Annotated in this window: 8 protein-coding genes; 3 read left to right on the top strand and 5 right to left on the bottom strand. The window is 33.7% G+C overall.

Annotated elements, in window-relative coordinates; translation table 11 throughout:
- Positions 1-13: 13 nt before the first annotated feature.
- The 3 genes from Bccel_RS27680 to Bccel_RS27690 form a co-directional block, all read right to left on the bottom strand.
- Positions 14-1,060, bottom strand: a complete 1,047-nt coding sequence (locus Bccel_RS27680; protein WP_036940122.1) for a hypothetical protein — start codon at positions 1,058-1,060, stop codon at positions 14-16.
- Between the two features lie 153 nt (positions 1,061-1,213).
- On the bottom strand, positions 1,214-3,319 hold the full coding sequence (locus Bccel_RS27685) for a serine/threonine-protein kinase (RefSeq protein ID WP_050753953.1): 2,106 nt from the start codon (positions 3,317-3,319) through the stop codon (positions 1,214-1,216).
- Positions 3,320-3,376: 57 nt separating this feature from the next.
- A complete protein-coding gene (locus tag Bccel_RS27690) occupies positions 3,377-3,616 on the bottom strand; it encodes a hypothetical protein (RefSeq protein WP_036940124.1) in 240 nt (79 codons plus the stop codon).
- A 505-nt stretch (positions 3,617-4,121) separates the two neighbouring features.
- Between Bccel_RS27690 and Bccel_RS27695 the strand changes: the two genes are divergently transcribed.
- Together Bccel_RS27695 and Bccel_RS27700 are read left to right on the top strand one after the other, a co-directional pair.
- On the top strand, positions 4,122-8,387 hold the full coding sequence (locus tag Bccel_RS27695) for an HAF repeat-containing protein (protein WP_050753954.1): 4,266 nt from the start codon (positions 4,122-4,124) through the stop codon (positions 8,385-8,387).
- A 445-nt stretch (positions 8,388-8,832) separates the two neighbouring features.
- Positions 8,833-9,930: an alpha/beta hydrolase-fold protein gene (locus Bccel_RS27700; RefSeq protein WP_160317767.1), complete on the top strand. Its 1,098-nt coding sequence runs from the start codon at positions 8,833-8,835 to the stop codon at positions 9,928-9,930.
- Positions 9,931-10,211: 281 nt separating this feature from the next.
- On the opposite strand, the gene Bccel_RS27705 is transcribed toward Bccel_RS27700, so the two are convergent.
- Positions 10,212-12,788 carry a sugar-binding protein gene (locus tag Bccel_RS27705; protein ID WP_081926863.1) on the bottom strand — a complete coding sequence of 859 codons (2,577 nt, stop codon included), beginning with the start codon at positions 12,786-12,788 and terminating at the stop codon, positions 10,212-10,214.
- Between the two features lie 357 nt (positions 12,789-13,145).
- Complete coding sequence (locus tag Bccel_RS27710) at positions 13,146-16,187, bottom strand: S-layer homology domain-containing protein (RefSeq protein WP_036940125.1); 3,042 nt, start codon at positions 16,185-16,187, stop codon at positions 13,146-13,148.
- Between the two features lie 236 nt (positions 16,188-16,423).
- Here Bccel_RS27710 and Bccel_RS27715 point away from each other — a divergent pair, with 236 nt between their 5' ends.
- Positions 16,424-17,506 (top strand): FHA domain-containing protein, encoded by a 1,083-nt coding sequence (locus Bccel_RS27715; protein WP_036940127.1) that lies wholly within the window; start codon positions 16,424-16,426, stop codon positions 17,504-17,506.
- Positions 17,507-17,629: the final 123 nt, after the last annotated feature.

Consider the following 17,629-nt stretch of genomic DNA (forward strand, 5'->3'; position numbering starts at 1 on the left):
ATTTACCATGATTTCAGTTTTCAGTAATATTATTTAAATAATTATATAATGATTTTCTTTTTTTAGTATATTCGCTTTTCCATGTCTTCTGATCCTTAGTTAAAGTATCCAATTCATTAGCTATCTTATTAAAGGTTTCTACATCTTTTTGATCATAAAAAAGTACGTTATTGCCTTTTACAATAAAATGCCCATCAAGTCTTTCAAAAAGCTCAACAAAGCTCAAAGATAACTCACAAACCTGGTTTATATTATCTATTTGGGTTTGTGTGTATTCTCTTTCCGATTGTGCACACTTTTTTAGTTTTTCCAAATTGCCTGATTCATAATTGCGTAAAAAAATTATTTGCTTAGATGCAGTATCTAAATATGTAAAAAATTCCTCATGTACATTAATTAATTTATCTGTTTTAGCTTTAAATGAAGTGAAGTCTTTTTTTGCCTTTGAAAGAAGCTTTTTATCACTGTAAGATTTTTGATTGAAAGACTCACAAAGCTTATTAAAGTCATCCAAGGCCTTATTCCAAGACTTTCGTTCATTAAGGTAATCATTATATTTAATTGAAATGCCAGCTAATATTTCGCCGTTTTTCCCATATTTCTTATCAGGGTAGATGGTATCTTCAATTTTGATATCCGTTATAAGCCTGTTGGATATGAGCTTTAAAGCATAGTCGGTAGACTTATTTATGGAACTGGAATGTAAGACAGAACCAAACTCATTTATAACCATAGCACCTTGGGCTAAAATGAAAAGGATGCTTAAAACCAACAATCCGTTTGCTCGTATATTGATAGATTTAGACCTTAATATTATAAAAAGTGGAATTAAAAAAATAATACTTGAGCCAATGAGTTTTGCTGCTGTATGAGCTATACCTTCCGGTACAAAAGGAATGGCGTTGCCTGCGATGTAAATAAACTCTCCACATAGAAACATTAAAAATCCAATTGAAAAGAAAACTATTGACATTACAAAAGTAACAGTCCTTTTACTGTTATTATTCTGTTGTTGCATATGATTATAATCAATCATGTTATATCCATAATTATTTTCCAATATGAAATCAGCCTCCTAATGTGTGGAAAAGTCTATGACATTTCAATACAAATTATAATTATATCATAAAATGTTAACATTAAACACGATTTGTGAAATAATATTTTTTTATATATCGTCTGCATTTGCAAAACATAACTATATTGAAGATATTCATTTGATATGGTTTTGAATTTTCCATATGCAATAATTATTACTATCGGAGATGAAAATATTACCATTTACATCTGTTGCCAAATCTCTCGGTTTGGAAAAAAATACATTATAGCCTGATGTGGAGGATAAATATTTATTGCTCATTTCTACTGAGCCGGCAATTGTCTCAACATCAACCAGGTTACCATTATTCATTACAACCCTCCTTAAAATAATACCATCAATAACATACATAAAATTTTCGTGAATAACAATTTTCCTTGGAGAAAAAAATCTGCTGTTGGCTCCATCTATATAATGCCTATCACCTTTTTTGCCAGCGAAAATTTCAAAGGTTTTAAGCAGTTTATTCCATTTGTATATAACGCCGTCGTCAAAGCTTGAAACGTAAAGGTTATCATATTTATCCACAGTAATACTCTCCACAACTTCTTCATACCTTTCCGACTTTTTTATTAAATTTATTCTATCAACAAAGGAAATTTTAGTTAATATCTTGTCTGATGTGCTTACAGGTTGAAGAACATACATATTCTCAGAGCTGTCAAAAGCAAAATCCGATATATTAAAATGTGATTCGGTATCCTTAAAGATCAAGAACGGTTTGTTGTACTTTAAAACATATATTTCCGAAACCATTTGCTGGTTTTCATTCTCGTATGGTTTTACTGAAAAATAAATGTTTCCGCTGGAAGTTGTTTTTACCAGATCAATTTCCTTACCAACTTCAAGTGTTTTTACAAAACCGTCTTTTATGAATCTGAGCTTGTTAAGGTCAGCAACATACAGCTCACCACTCTTGCCAAATGATAAACTTGTTGGTTCGGCTAGTATTGCGGTTTTTAAAGGCCCGTCAGTTGCATTACCGTTTAAATCATCATGCTGGCCAGTTCCTGCAAATGGAAAGACATTGATATTCTTTAAGTATTTCAGATTGACATCTATTTCATTAAAACCATCCAAGTATTTGTTAACCAGTACAGTCAGCTTTATGGGCTTTTCGTTATAAGCTCCGGCAAATTCGGCCTTACCTTCTTTGAGGGGAAGTATTTTACCATATCTTATAGTTGCAATATCGGGATTTAGGTATTTCCATTCTATATCTGATGCTTTTATATCAACCTTGTCACCATCAGAGTATTTTTTTTCCAACTTGTAGGAACCTGTTTGATTTAGAGAAATAGACATTATTTGCGGAGTGAGCAGCAGAAATGCTGAGTTTTCCCGCTTTAAATCAGTTACTCCATAATATATGGATGAAAAGGAAACAATGGTCATAATAATGCTGGAAGCGATTATTGTACGGTTAATTCTTCTTAATTTTTTATCCAATATACCCTTATTTATATTGTTTAGATCGGACAATAATTCATTAACACTTTGGTATCTGTCTTCAGAGCTATATTCGATGCATTTTCGTATGATATAGTTCATATTTTTTGATATTTTATTGTTTGTTTGAGATAGGTGGTCAATACCCGATTCAGGAAAGCATCCGGCCAGAAGCTGGTGTAATGTTACTCCAAGACCGTATATATCGGAGCGGGCATCGGAAGTGCCGTTGGTCAATTGCTCGGGTGCAGCATACAATGGAGTACCTGCTCTTACGGTATCTTTCCTGTCAGTACCCTTATATTCCCTGGAGATTCCAAAGTCGATGAGAACCGGCCTGTTGTCTCTGGTAATAATTATGTTATGGGGTTTCAAGTCCCTGTATATAATTGGTGTAGGAAGGGTATGCAAATATATCAAGACTTCACAGATTTGCTTAGCCCAGGATATTACTGTTTTTTCAGAAATAAGACCTTGGGTTTCCATAATCCTGTTTAATGGAATACCTTCGATGTAACTAACAACAATGTATTTTCCAGTATCATCCTCAAAAACATCAGCAAGTTTGGGAAGACAAATATGATTTAATTTTTCCAATATACGTTTTTCTGATAAAAGCTCATGATTTGAGGTTTTTGCCATATGTTTCAGTGCCCAAAGGTTGCCAAGCTCAATATTTCTGCAGAGGTAAACTACGCTTGTAGCACCTTGGCCTAATACTCGCTCTATCTTATATTTATTCTTTACAATTTTACCGATCATATTTTCCATAATATTCGCATTATGCTCCAGATATCAAGAATATTTTGTGATGTCTTGTTGACAAAATCATTTCATAATTTTGTTTTCAACAGAATTTGTATTTTCGAATTCATACACTACAGCGGTATTCTCAAATGGATCCAGTGTACTATGCTTGTTTACCTCAAAAACTGAATCTTCATCAAGTTTTTTTTCAGATTTTCTGGGTTTGCCTGAAAAATTTAATTTAAAGTACAAGATCAAAAGGATAATATTTATTATTAAAGACCCCAAACCTATAAATATGTATATATATTGAAACTTCATAAAATCCTCCGACCTAGTATTATACCTTACCATTACATGTATATGATAATGCCATCAGGTAGAAAAAGGCAAGAGTTTATTTAATGAGTTTAGGCATGATTGAAATATTACTTACCGTTTTGAGCGTGTGTTCACGAGTTAAGTTAACACGAAAGCGAAATTATACGGGAAGTTATATTTTCAACATGCCTTAATGATTATAAAATTGTACTGAAAAAATACAATTTTTATAAAACCATTATACAAAACTATCACACGAAAAATTACTTTATAATCATAATGAAATAAATGTGAGATGAAATGCCTATATGTGGAAAATGGTTCGGCTAAAAATTCGGAGGAATTTTCACATTTTTCTTACTTGAAAATAGTGATACTATGTTTCGTGTAATAAGGTATTTTTACCAGTTATTTATTCTTATGATATTCCTGATTGCATGAAACATTATTTTAAAGATCAGGATTAGTATGCACAAATATTAATTAAAAGGGGAGGAATTACAAAATGATGAAAAGAGTTATTGCATTTTTTTTAGTAATCACAGTTTTATTAACGGCAGGATGTATTTCAGGACCATTAACAGTTTATGCAGAAACAAGGGTAGTTACAGGATATACCATTAGTGGTAATTCTGCTTATGGCAGCAGTGGAACGTATAACTACAAAACTATTGATAATGAGCCGGAAGGAGCTACGCTGGAAATAATAACTTATTTAAAAAACAACAAGGATTTTTATGAATTTAAAACCATACCTTCTGGTTGGAACGTTGTTTCAACCAGAAATGACACAATAATTGATATTTATGGTGCAGGTTCATATGGAGGTGCAGCGGGAAATGCCACTGTAACATATACTACAATAAAAAAAGATACCTCAGCATCTAAAGCTGATTCGGTGACAACAATGACACCTGGGATCCCTTATACAGGGAATGACTTTGCAATTTATGCAAACAATGTAAATGATATCTCAGGTATAAATAAGGTTGAATTTTATACTTGGACAGATAAAGATGGACAGGATGATTTGATAAAGTCGCCTGGTACGTACAATGCTACTAAAAATTTATGGTGTGTTAATGTTAATAAGGCCGATCACAAGAATGAGACTGGAATTTATTATACTCATGTATATGCAGAGGATAAAGCAGGAAATTATACTTTTGTTGGCAACGTGGCATATATACTTTTAAATCAAGCTGAGGGTTATATGGAAAGTGTTGGAGATACTGCAATTGAGGGATGGTGCTGGCAGGCATATAAACCCAATGAACCTATTGATGCCCATATCTACATTGATAAAAAGTTTTATAAGGGTGTTAAAGCACAAATTTTGAGAAAAGATCTTGCAACTAGCGGCAAAGGAAATGGATATCATGGTTTTTCATGCCCTATCAATTGGTTGGATTTTTCTCAAGGACAACATTTGGTTGAAGTATATGCAGTTGATGGATATGACCATAATCCTATGATTGGATCAATGAATTATACCTCTAAAGTAAAAAGAGAGGCATCAATTTCTGCATCACCAAATCAGATTTATTATGATAATCTTCTCGATCTTGATAAGTCAATCATAACCTGGAAATCCAATGTAGCAACACAAGTATGGGTATCTTCCAATGGAAAGGATACTTTGCTTGCAGAAAAGCCTGCAGGTCAGTATACTCAAGAAGCATTGATATTGCCAGGTAACGTAAGTACAGTTAATGTTTACGATTACACCGATTCTGTAAAAGGAGAAAAGCTTGCATCAGTTAATGTATATAGTACTGAAAAAAAAGCATCTATTACTACTTCAGTAAGTTTTACAGGTGGTATAGGTAAAAATATAATATCCTGGAATTCTAACATACCAACACAGGTTTGGGTTGCAGATAAAACAGGATATGAGTTTAAGTGTTTTGCGCAAAAGCCTGCAGGTGAATATTCTGAAGTTATTAATCTTACACCAGGCGAATATTATACTGCTTCCATATATGATTACAATGATGGGGTAAAGGGACGATTGATGGATCAAGTTGGTATACTTGGAGTTGCACCATCTACACCTGTACCAACTGCGACAAACACACCAAAGCCAACACCAACAAATACACCAACAAATACACCAACAAATACACCAACAAATACACCAACTAATACACCAACAAACACACCAAAACCAACACCTACAAATACACCAAAACCAACAGCTGGAACAATTGCGTTGCCTGTACTAAAAGATCTTGGAACACTAGGGGGAAGTGAAACACATGCAAATAAGATAAATGATAAGGGACAGATTGTCGGGTACTCATTTTTAGAAGATGATAAGACCTATCGTGCATTTTTGTGGGAAAACGGAGTTATGAAAGATCTTGGAACTCTAGGTGGGTCACGTTCAGTTGCAACTGGAATAAATAATAATGGTCAGATAGTAGGATACTCTGATTTAAAGGGCGATAATGTCTCACACGCATTTTTGTATGAAAACGGAAAAATGATAGACCTTGGAACTTTAGGAGGATCAAATTCCTATGCAAATGACATAAATGACAAGGGGCAAATAGTAGGGAATTCATTTAATAAAGACAGCAGTGCAAAGCATGCATTTTTATGGGAAAATGGAATAATGAAAGATTTAGGTGAAAATATACTTACTGAATCAGATGCTATTGCTATAAATAACAAAGGACAGATAGTAGGGTATTCCTATCTTGAAGGAACGCATGCAATTCATGCTTATTTATGGGAGAATGGGAAAAGCAAGGATCTGGGGATATTAGGAAAACCACAAAATACAGCTCCGTATAACAGTAATGAGATATCAATTGCTTATGACATCAATGAAAAAGGACAGATAATAGGGTATTCCGTTATTCCTAACGGTAGAAACCATGCATTTTTGTGGCAGGATGGTTCTATGAAAGACTTGGGTACTATTAGCGAAAACATTGATGAAGTCTCATGTGCTTTAGGCATAAATGATAAGGGTCAGGTTGTAGGTTATGATTCATATTTGCAAGAAGCATTTTTATGGGAAAACGGAGTTATGAAAAGTTTAAAAGAGAATTTGGACTATTTTACTTATGCTTATGATATAAATGATAATAGTCAAATAATCTGTGCAAATGTTAAAAATCAAAGGTCTTATCTATATGAAGTTATATATGTAACACCAACACCAACATCAACAAATACACCAACGCCAACAAATACACCAGCACCAACAAATACACCAGCACCAACTTCAAATGGTAATTACTCAATATCAGGGTATTTAAGCCCGGATTTCGTATGCACAAGTAAGAGCATAAAGTCAGGATTTAAGATAAAAGTTATTGGTACTGAAATTGAGGCTTTTACAGACGAATATGGTTATTTTGAAATTAAAAATTTACCTCCGCAATCAAAGGGGTATAAGCTGGAGATTACAAAAGACAGTTATCTTACTATGTACATAGTGGATATTAGCCTTACAAGTAATGTTAAAATAGGAAGCATGGCAGTGCCTGTCTACATGTGGGCTGGGGATGTTACTATAAATGGATCTCATGACAATGTGATCAACATGAATGATGTTATTCAGATTGCGAGAAGCTTTAATAGTTACAATGCAAATGTTGATTTTAATGGGGACGGTTCGGTAAATATGTCTGATGTAATTATCATGGCAAAAAACTTCAACCGTACTTCGTCAGATTATCCAAAGGTAAATATCACATACGATATCATGCAATCAAATACTCCTGCTCAGTCAAGTACTGGTACTCCTATAAGTACAGCAACAAACACACCAACAAGTACACCAACTAATACACCAGCCAATATCCCAACAAATACACCAACTCCAGCAAATACCGCAGTTAAACCATCAGCAAGCATTTCGTATAAATTTGAGGATGCGGATACTATTGTTGTATCATATGATTTTAATGTGCCGGTTCAAGTGAATGTAAAAAGAGACGGGCTTTCGGAAAATGTTGCAGAAAGACGTGAATTAGGGCAGTTGGGATTATTCTGGTTTGATGTGGCTCCAGGTCACAGTTATGAATTTATTGTTTATGATTACTCTATTAAAGTAAAAGGAGAAAAGCTTGCCACTGTGACTGTGGCCAGTGCCTCGCAGGCCCCTACAGCAACCAATACACCAGCAATTACACCAACAAGTACACCAACGAGTACACCAATAAATACGCCGACAGCTACACCTACCAGTACACCACTTCCCCCTCAATTTAATATCACTTATAGCCAGCAGAATACCAACGAGCTCGTGGTATCGTCAAATATTCCTAATCAGCCTGTATATATAAGGTATTATTTTGACTATGCTTACCCAATAGGAGTTGGACCTTTTCCCAATATAGTGTACTACGGTTTGGAAAAGATGGTTGGATATACCGATAATAGCGGTATGTTAAAATTCAAGGTTCAGGAGCCTCTTGAATATGGGACATATAAGCTTGAAGCAAGGATTGCAGGTATTTTAAAAAGTGGAATTGGTGCTGCAAAAACTGAATCTTTTATTAAGCTTTATGAAAATCCTGAAGATAAAAATTCATTGATCGCAGTATCAAATTATCCAGGCAAGGATGTTACTGTTACTTATTATACTTTAGAACCGGTAATTGGGCCATCCACAGGGGAATTACGCTCATATAAATATAAATTGGATGCCAGAGGAGTATTACAATTTAAAAAAGATCTGGATTTAAATAATTACTATATAAATATAAAGATGGATAATTTGGTATCTAACAGTATAATACAAAACACAAAATAATATCAAATAATAAATAATATAATATCAAAAGAAATAAAAAATAAACAAATTGAATCATCAGTAAATCTAATTTAAACTGCCATTATATTACAATCAATAAAATGGCAGTTTGTTGTACATAGAAAAACTAGTTATGATGATATGGCTGAAGATTACTTTAAAGGTGAGCAAGAATTCATATTTAAACATATTTGAATTTTTTTAATAAACAGAACACAAAAAAATATCTTTTAACGAACAATATATTATGAAATGCTATAAAATTTGCGAACAGCAATTTTTATATAATTTTTTATCTATACCTAAGATAGTATTATTTTGGTTAAAAGGGCTAAAGAAAGAATTGAAAGGGGGAGTTATGTAGCCAAATATCCAGATGAATAACAACAAAATAGATATTAACATGAATAAGTATCTCAACAAAATTTTATTGGAGGTTTATACTATGATTAAAAAGGCTTTATGTGTATTTTTTAGCAGTGTAATGGTTGTTACATGCATAAATTTTTCAGCTATTACTGTATCAGCAGATGCACCGTCGGGATTTGACCAAGTAAAAAACGTTCCACATGGAACAATAACAACACAGACATATAATTCGACTACAACAAAAACTAACCGAAAAGTAAACGTTTATACACCGCCCGGGTATTCAACCAGCAAAAAGTACAATGTGCTGTACCTATTGCATGGTATTGGTGGCGATCATGATGAATGGAAAAACGGAGGTAATCCTCAAAATATTCTTGACAATTTATATGCAGAAAACAAATTGGCCGATATGATAGTAGTTATGCCAAATGGACGTGCAATGGCAGATGACAGGCCAGTTGGAGATATTTATGCTTCTGATAAGGTAGCAGCTTTTGATAATTTTCAATACGATTTGAAAGATAATTTGATTCCTTACATTGAGTCACATTATCCTGTGCTCACTAATCGGGAAAATAGAGCTATTGGCGGATTATCCATGGGTGGGGGACAGTCATTGAATTTCGGTTTTAAATACATGGATTTATTTGCCTATATTGGTGCATTTTCACCAGCACCAAATACTAATTCTCCAACTGTACTTGTACCTGATGCAGAAAAAGTTAAGAAAAATATGAGAGTTATTTATATTTCCTGCGGCTTACAAGATAGTCTTATAAACAATGCTAAGGGTGTTCATGATCATTTGGATAAAAACAGTGTTACACATACATATTTTACAAGAGCAGGTGGTCATGATTTTGTTATGTGGAAGGAAAGCTTATATCAGTATTCACAGCTAATATTTAAAGGTTTGGCTTCTCCAACACCAACAAATACTCCAACAAACATACCGACAAATACGCCTGTCCCAACTCCTACAAAAAAGATTAGTTATGATTTAACCGATGATGGTTATATAAATATGGCTGATGTAATAGTTCTTGCAACTAAATTTAATTCAGTAAAAGGTGATTTAGCTTATACCGAGATGTGTGACTTTGATAAAAACGGTGCTATTAACATGGCAGATGTAATTATACTTGCTCGTTTGTTTAACTCAGCTGTATAAAAATAAATTAATTTAATTTAAATAAATGTTTTTATTCTTCATGACTAAAGGGGTGTTTGCCAAATTCAGGTAGACGCCTCTTTTGGAATTTTATGAGTAGCAATCAATATGAAGATAAAAGGGTTATTAGTGTGTTATTAATAATACATACATAAAAAACCGGCAGTTGTTGAAAAATATTCAAACGCTGCCGGCTTAATACTTCTTAGAGCATAAGGTTTCTTTTAAACCTAAGTAAATCATTTTTTAATTTCTCGCGACAACGATCAAGGTTGATAAAATCATTTCATGATTTTATTCTTCAAACACTTGGATAGTACAGTAAATATTTCAGCTCTGGTAATACTTTTACCGGGTTTAAATGTATTGTCCTCATATCCATTGATAATTTGGGACTCAGTGGATTTAGCTACAAACTTGTATGCCCAATCTGATATATCTTTTGCATCTATAAACTTGAGATGATTATTTGATTCCCCAAGATTAAATGCTTTCATGATAATGGTTACTGCTTCTTGTCGGCTGCAATCCTTATCAGGCTTGAATGTTTTATCATCAAATCCCAATATAATGCCTTTTTCTTTAGCTAGTGCTATATAGCCTGCCGCCCATGAAGGGATACTGTTTTTGTCGGCAAAATCCAATGCGGGCTTTTCAGATGGCTTTAATCCCATGGCTTTAAGTACAGTTACTGTAAGTTCAGCCCTTGATATGTTCTTATCAGGTCTGATTGTACCGTCCTCATAGCCGCTTAAGATATTCTTTGCTATCAAATCGTTTATGAAGTCTTTTGCCCAGTGATTCAATATATCATTAAAACCAGCTGCCGGTTTTGTCTTATTTTCCTCTGTTTTTGTACCGGGTGTAGGTGTAGCAGTTGCAGATGGTGTAGCGGTTGCAGATGGTGTAGCAGTTGGAGTCGAAGTGGAAGTTTGATTATTGACTTGTGATCCGCCTGAGCTAGTACTGGTTTTAGAAGTACTGGTTGGAGCAATAGTACTAGTTGTAACAGGAGCTAAATTTTCATCTTTAAATACATCTGGTAATATGTCATAGATGTACTGATTTATAAAACTCCAATTATGTGTACCATTTTCGCTCACAATAAAATAGAAATTTCCTTTTGTTGTATCTGACGAATATATGAAACTATCCTTTAATTGTTTTAAAGCATCTATCTGAGGTTTCATGTTATTATATGCAGGATCCATTTTACCTGTAGCACAGAACACCTTAAAATCTTTTGGTGCAGAATAACCAGCATTTTTAGGAATGCTATTCAGATACTCTGCTGTTTTCTGAGCATCACTATCTCCAGCTTTCTGACCCAGTGCCCAACAGTCACCGCTTAATGGCATAAAATATTTGATATAGTCAATACAGTTAATAAACGTATACCATGTACATACCGAGCCCATTGAGAATCCCCCAAAAGCTCGGTGATCTCTTGAAGCCTTAATACCCTGCAAACTTGCTGATGGTAAATAGGTATTATATTTTGTTTCAACCAAGGAAATAACTGTATCGGTCAATTCCTGATAAAAATATGCCACATCATTTTTACCACCATAAAATGAAGGTGTTACAACTATAAGTGGTTCAATATCTCCCTTTGCAATCATATTATCAAGGATTTTCATCAGTTCTTTTCTCTCACCAGGTCCACCGAATACTAAATTCTCATTTTCTCCGCCGCCATGCATAAGGTATAAAACGTTATACTTTTTGTTCTTATCAGATGTGTTATATCCGTAAGGGAGATATACATTTAGATATTTAGTGTCCTTTTTTTCTGAATAAACTGCATTAGTTACGCTATACTCTAGTTTTTCAATAGTTCCTTGTTGTTCATTATCTGCTCTATATTCATCAGGAACCAATTTAAATTCTTTTTCGTTAGCAGCTTCATCGGTTAGTATCAGCTTGCCAATAGCTGTTTTTAAGGCTTCTAATTCATCATCAATTTCCTTCTGAGTGACATTTTCTTTTGCAACAACTTCTTCTGCTTTTTTTATTGCATCTGTTACTACGCTTTCATTTGTATAACGTGTAAAATCAATTTTTTTCGCACTAATAATAAGATTCATAAGGTTATAAGGATTCAATCCACTGACTGCACCATCTGCCTTTCCGGTAAGCAATACTTCTCCAAATACACTGGTGTCTCTCCAACCATTGCCTGTAGAATCAAAAACATTAATGGTGCCGACTCTGTCTGGACCTAGTCCATCATTAATCTGTAAATCCAATCCAAGAAGCTTTCCATTTGAAGGCTTGTCCTTCAATGCAATTCTTGCTTCAATCAAATAGCCATCAGCTGTTTTTTTCGCACCGGTGTAAAACCGTTCTATGTCACCGATGTCGGAAGACGGAGAATTTTCACAATTTACTCTAAAGTGTAAATCATCAACATTATAATCTACAGTCTTATCATTTTTCTCATCTAAAAAGATTTCTGCCGAATCTTGCATATATAGATTAGAGGACTGTACAGACAAATATTCGTCCTTTACTTCTGCAAGGACATACAAAGCATTGTCATCCCATAAGGATTTAAAAGTGGCTGAAGCATAAACATTGCCTACTATGCATTGTGGTTTAACCTCTTGTGCATTATTCCAAACATCATCTATATCACCGTCAATAATAGGTGATCCGAAATAGGAAACTATTCTTTTCTGTGAATCAAGACCATTTTCATCCACAGGTACTTTTGTTGATGACGAAGTATCATGAGCAATGATAGCCTTAGTATCTTCTGTAACTGCCCATAGATTAACAGTGGTCATCATGCTCACAATCATGATGCTTGATAGAATAAAACACAAATACTTAATAAAACCTTTTTTCAAAAACATTGTTACTCCTCCTTAAAATTTATAATTAGTATATTGTATCCCACTATTGCCAATATATGTTTCGTTACAAAATGTATTATGTATTTTCAAAAGCCCTTAGTTTTTATATACAAGCTTGAATTAGGCAGCATATTCCTGAAATGCATGTTTTATCCATGCAATGGTAATTTTAAAAATACCATATAAAAAATTTTAATTCAACGAAAAAATTGCTTATTTTCATTAAAATTCTGTCATTTTTAATCCAATTGAGTTTATTTATGGGAATATTATAGGTTGCAGGGCAAGCAATGAATCGAAGCTGAATGACCAGTACAGGCAAACTTATAAATAAGTTTACATGTATTAACTATGCATTTAAAGCTTTAAATAGAGTCTATACATAATTACAGCAGCATCGCCTCTGTTGCAGGGAAGCGTACCGCTAAATAAGCCGTTACTTCTTTTTACAATTAGGCCTTCTTTATTTCCTAGGGCTATATATTTTTGGGCCCATTCAGGTATTTTATTCCTGTCTTTAAAGGTTAGATACTTCTCTTCGTCTTTTAAGAAATGAAACCCTTTTACTGAAACCAGGGAAGCGGTGCATATCTTGACAATTTCCTGCTTGTTTATTACATTGCCTCCTCTGAAGGTATTGTCTTCATATCCATTAATGAGGCCTTTCTTACAAGCAACTGCAACTGAGGTGTAATACCATGCCGTTTTATAAACATCTTTGAAATTTATGGTCGCATTTTCATCACTAAAGCCCAGGTCTTTTACAATCAGGCTGGTAAATTCACTCCTGTTGATCTTGGCATCAGGATCAAAAGTATACTCGTTCCTTCCACTGATAACACCTTTTGAGGCAAGAACTTCAATTGCTTTTTTTATTTCTGAGTTTATGTTTTCTATATCCTTAAAAGTCTTCTTGTTTTCAACAACATAATAATCTCCAGAGCTTTTGGTGTTTGTCAACAGTGTTTTTCCTTTTAAATCCTGGTGGCCTCCGAGATTGGTTATTTTCTCCTTTGATTTATTTAGAATCGTACTGAATTCAGGATTTCCATTACCAAATGGAAGTTGTATTCCAATATTATGATTTAATTGGTTCTTTGTAGTACCATTTTTGTATTTAAAAAGAAGGGCTAGAAGATTGCTTTTTATTTTTGGATCACTTTGGATACCCCTGTCATTAATGTTTATAATCAGATCTTTACTTAGCTGATCTTCAATGCTTTCATTAAATAAAACTATGTTTCCCACATTGGTTGAAACTTTTATGTCAATTTCCTTTTTCATTATAGGAATGATGTCATTAATAACATATATATCCAATGTTTTTTGGGGTAAGGTAACATCAATATTAATAGTTGCACGGATTTTTCTGTTTGCACGTACATCTTGTTCATCAAGGAATTTGCCTATGTCCTGTTTTGCCTTTAACGCCTGTATACTTTTAGGAAGGATAAGACTTTCATTTATTTCCAACAAATTGTTTGCAGCAGCAACTTTTTGACTGGTTATTTCCTCAATGGTTTCTTCGGCTTTTTTGGTAATAAGATCCCCTTTTTCATTAAAAGGATCATCAACACCTTCAAATTTTTCTGCAATTTCTAATATTTCTTTCTTAAATATGTTGATTTTTTCATCATAGGTATTATCTTTGTCAGACGAAGAATTGTCAGGCTCAGAGCCGGGAACGGCTTTTGTTGGTATTGATGTGCTTTGTCCTTCCAAGTTGGGGGTAGCTGTTTGGGATGCCGTGGGAGTAGACAATGCAGGAGAAACCGGGGGTATAATTACGACAGAAGATGTGGAAGTTGCAGTTGGTGTCGGCAAAGATGTGTTTGTTGATGGGATAATTGGTTTTATTATGATATCGTTTGTTTTTACAGGCATATTATTATTGTATGAAACCTGATAACTCACTGTTTTTTCCCATTCAGCAGGCTTAACTTCCGGAAGTAGAAGTGTAGCGGTATTTGTATTCGGGTTAAAACTGTAAACACTAAATGTGACTGATGAAATTTCTGTTCCGTTTGTAATGCTTGAGATAAAAAAATCAGAGTCTTTTACAGACGATAATTGAGTACCTGAAAAATGAACTTCCAAATAGTTGTTTAAAATATTTGTGCTTTTTATAAATGCCTGTACATCAATGCCCTTGGGAATGGAAATGTTTGTTCCGTTTATTTGACCCAATTGAAACAATTTACCGTCGGTTGTTATATAGCTGCTTGTCTTATTGTCGGTAGATAAATCAATAACATTTTGAGCCAGGATACTTGGTGCTGTAACATATTCCCCGGTAGTTGCCACCTGTGAGCAATTATTACTTCCCCATCCCCATAATGAAGAAGTTTCATCCAATGCAATGATGTGTGAGTCGCTAACGGATATTTTTGCTACAGAATCCATAACCTTAATTGGTAAAGACCTGTCATAAGTGGTGCCGTCCCCCAATCTGCCAAGAATGTTTGAACCCCAGGAATATAATGTTTTATCGGTGCCGATTGCATAAGTTGAGTATGAGGCTGGTATAACGTCCAAAACATTGTCCAGAATCTTCTGAGGACTGTTCCTGCTAGCACTTTTTTGACCGTCACCTAATTGGCCGTCTTTATTGTTACCCCATGACCACAATGTGTTGTCGGATTTTAGGGCAAAGCATGATGAGTATTTAGTAGCAGCTACTTTAATTACATCTTCCATTATATTGACTGGTTTTGTGCTTATGTCAAATGATTTATTGCCCAACTGACCATCAGCATTATAGCCCCAAGACCAAAGACTGTTATCATTCTTTATGGCAAGGGAAAAATTATCTTCACTTATTGCATATTTAACTCCATCCATTATTTTTATAGGAGTTATTTTTGAATCGGTAGTTCCGTCTCCTAGTTGGCCAAATTCATTGTCTCCCCAGCCCCAAAGGCTGCCGCCACTTTTTACTGCAAGGCATGTATGATTGCCGGCCGATATATTTGTTACATCATCCATAATACATTCCGGGATCGAACTTTCGGAACAAATGCAGCTTTTTGATTCTGCATGGGAATTTAAACACCAGGACCAAAGCTTTTTGTCATTGGTAAGTGCCAGTATATTTCCGGTGTACCCGACTGATACATCAATAACATTTTCCAGAATCTTAACCGGTGATGTATTTTTTATTACCATAGAATTATCGATACTTGTACACCACTGCCAGAGGCTGTTGTCATCAAGTAATCCAAGGCAGATACCATTTTTGGTGTGAACTCTTTTCCATTTATATTCTATTAATTGGTAGGTCGTATTGTTCTGTGTATTCCCTGAAGCACCATCAGCCAGAACAATGTAATATTTGTTTGGCAGAAGGTTTATTACAATAGATATTAATAAAATTGTGCAAATACATTTTTGTTTTACCATATTAAACTCCTGTTGCGTAAGACTTATATTATATAATAATTCATTTAGGTAGAAAAAGGCAATATGTATTACTATCTATATTTTAAGGTATAATTGCCTAAAGAATATTTTGTCACGACTAGGACAAGAATCTTGAATGGGATTCTTTTTTAAAATATAATGGTTATTGGAATAGAGTTTTCGTTTAATTACAACTAATATATGCCGCAATTAATATTTATAATAGGGGTTATAGTATGGAAATAAAGATATTTGGAGATGCTTTGAATAGCTTATTAAATATTTTGTTTATCAATAAATCTGAGTTTATAAATAAACTTGGAATCAGTAATGACACTTGTGAGAACTGGTTGAAAGGTAAAAATGCTCCTCATTATGGTAATTCCGGTTCAACAAAAAATGTTACATTACAAGATGTTATAAAGGTATTGGATGAACAGTACCAGAAACGCCTGGATAGAGGCATGATTGATGAAGAACTTATAAAAGAAATTTTGTCTGATCTTTTCTTGCCAAATGATACAAAGAAGTTTTTATATGAATACATAAATAAGCCTCAATTTGTGCAAATGCTTGTTGAAAATGCTTATGAATATAATAAGTTTTTGGAAAACAAGGAAAAACACTTATGGAAAAAGGCTATAGATGTATTCAGTGATGCGTTTATTGAAGATAATAAGATAAAGATAAAATTGCATATTGGTGAAAAGTGTCTTAATGTGTGCACAGATAACATAATAACGCTTAAAAGATTATCTTCTGCCATATTTGAAGAACTTGCAAAAAGAGACCTTACTGGAAATGATGTGGAAAACGCAAAGGAATATTATTTTAAAGTATTTGATAAAAGTAAGAAAATTCATATTATTAGAGCTGATAATAATGTACGGTTTAAAACTATTGAAGAGATTGGATTTGATAAACTTGAACTGGTTGAACATCATGGTGAAACAACAGTAATGATAGATAGAAATCCTAAAAGTGAAATAAATGTTTATCCGGTTATGGAAAGGATTTTTGATAATGAAACTGATGATACTGATTCAAAAGCCAATCCTGATATTGTAACAATTTCAAAGAATAATTTTATTGTTGGGCGGATAAGTGAGTTGTCGGATTATGTTATTCCTAGTAAATTTATCGGAAGAGCACATTCACAGATATCAATTGAACAAGGAAGATATTTTATTAAAGATTTAGGTTCGGTAAACGGTACATACTTGAATGAAGAAAAGCTCAAACCAATGGAAAAATATGAGATATTCAATAATGATATAATTGGATTTGTAAATTTTAAGTACTTATTTAGACATGATTGAAAAATTACTTCCGATTTTGTACGCAGTTTCAAAGGTTGAAAGGTAATTAGTATTTCCAAGATCTTGATCATAAATTATAATAGGTATTGATGAAATACAGCAGCATAAATAAATATCGATAAA

The sequence above is a fragment of the Pseudobacteroides cellulosolvens ATCC 35603 = DSM 2933 genome, assembly GCF_001262605.1.
Lineage (GTDB): Bacteria > Bacillota > Clostridia > Acetivibrionales > DSM-2933 > Pseudobacteroides > Pseudobacteroides cellulosolvens.

Coding starts and splice junctions, on each gene's coding strand:
- Bccel_RS27695 (WP_050753954.1), top strand. CDS start 4,122: ATGATGAAAAGAGTTATTGCATTTTTTTTAGTAATCACAGTTTTATTA.
- Bccel_RS27685 (WP_050753953.1), bottom strand. CDS start 3,319: ATGGAAAATATGATCGGTAAAATTGTAAAGAATAAATATAAGATAGAG.
- Bccel_RS27690 (WP_036940124.1), bottom strand. CDS start 3,616: ATGAAGTTTCAATATATATACATATTTATAGGTTTGGGGTCTTTAATA.
- Bccel_RS27700 (WP_160317767.1), top strand. CDS start 8,833: ATGATTAAAAAGGCTTTATGTGTATTTTTTAGCAGTGTAATGGTTGTT.
- Bccel_RS27705 (WP_081926863.1), bottom strand. CDS start 12,788: ATGTTTTTGAAAAAAGGTTTTATTAAGTATTTGTGTTTTATTCTATCA.
- Bccel_RS27715 (WP_036940127.1), top strand. CDS start 16,424: ATGGAAATAAAGATATTTGGAGATGCTTTGAATAGCTTATTAAATATT.
- Bccel_RS27710 (WP_036940125.1), bottom strand. CDS start 16,187: ATGGTAAAACAAAAATGTATTTGCACAATTTTATTAATATCTATTGTA.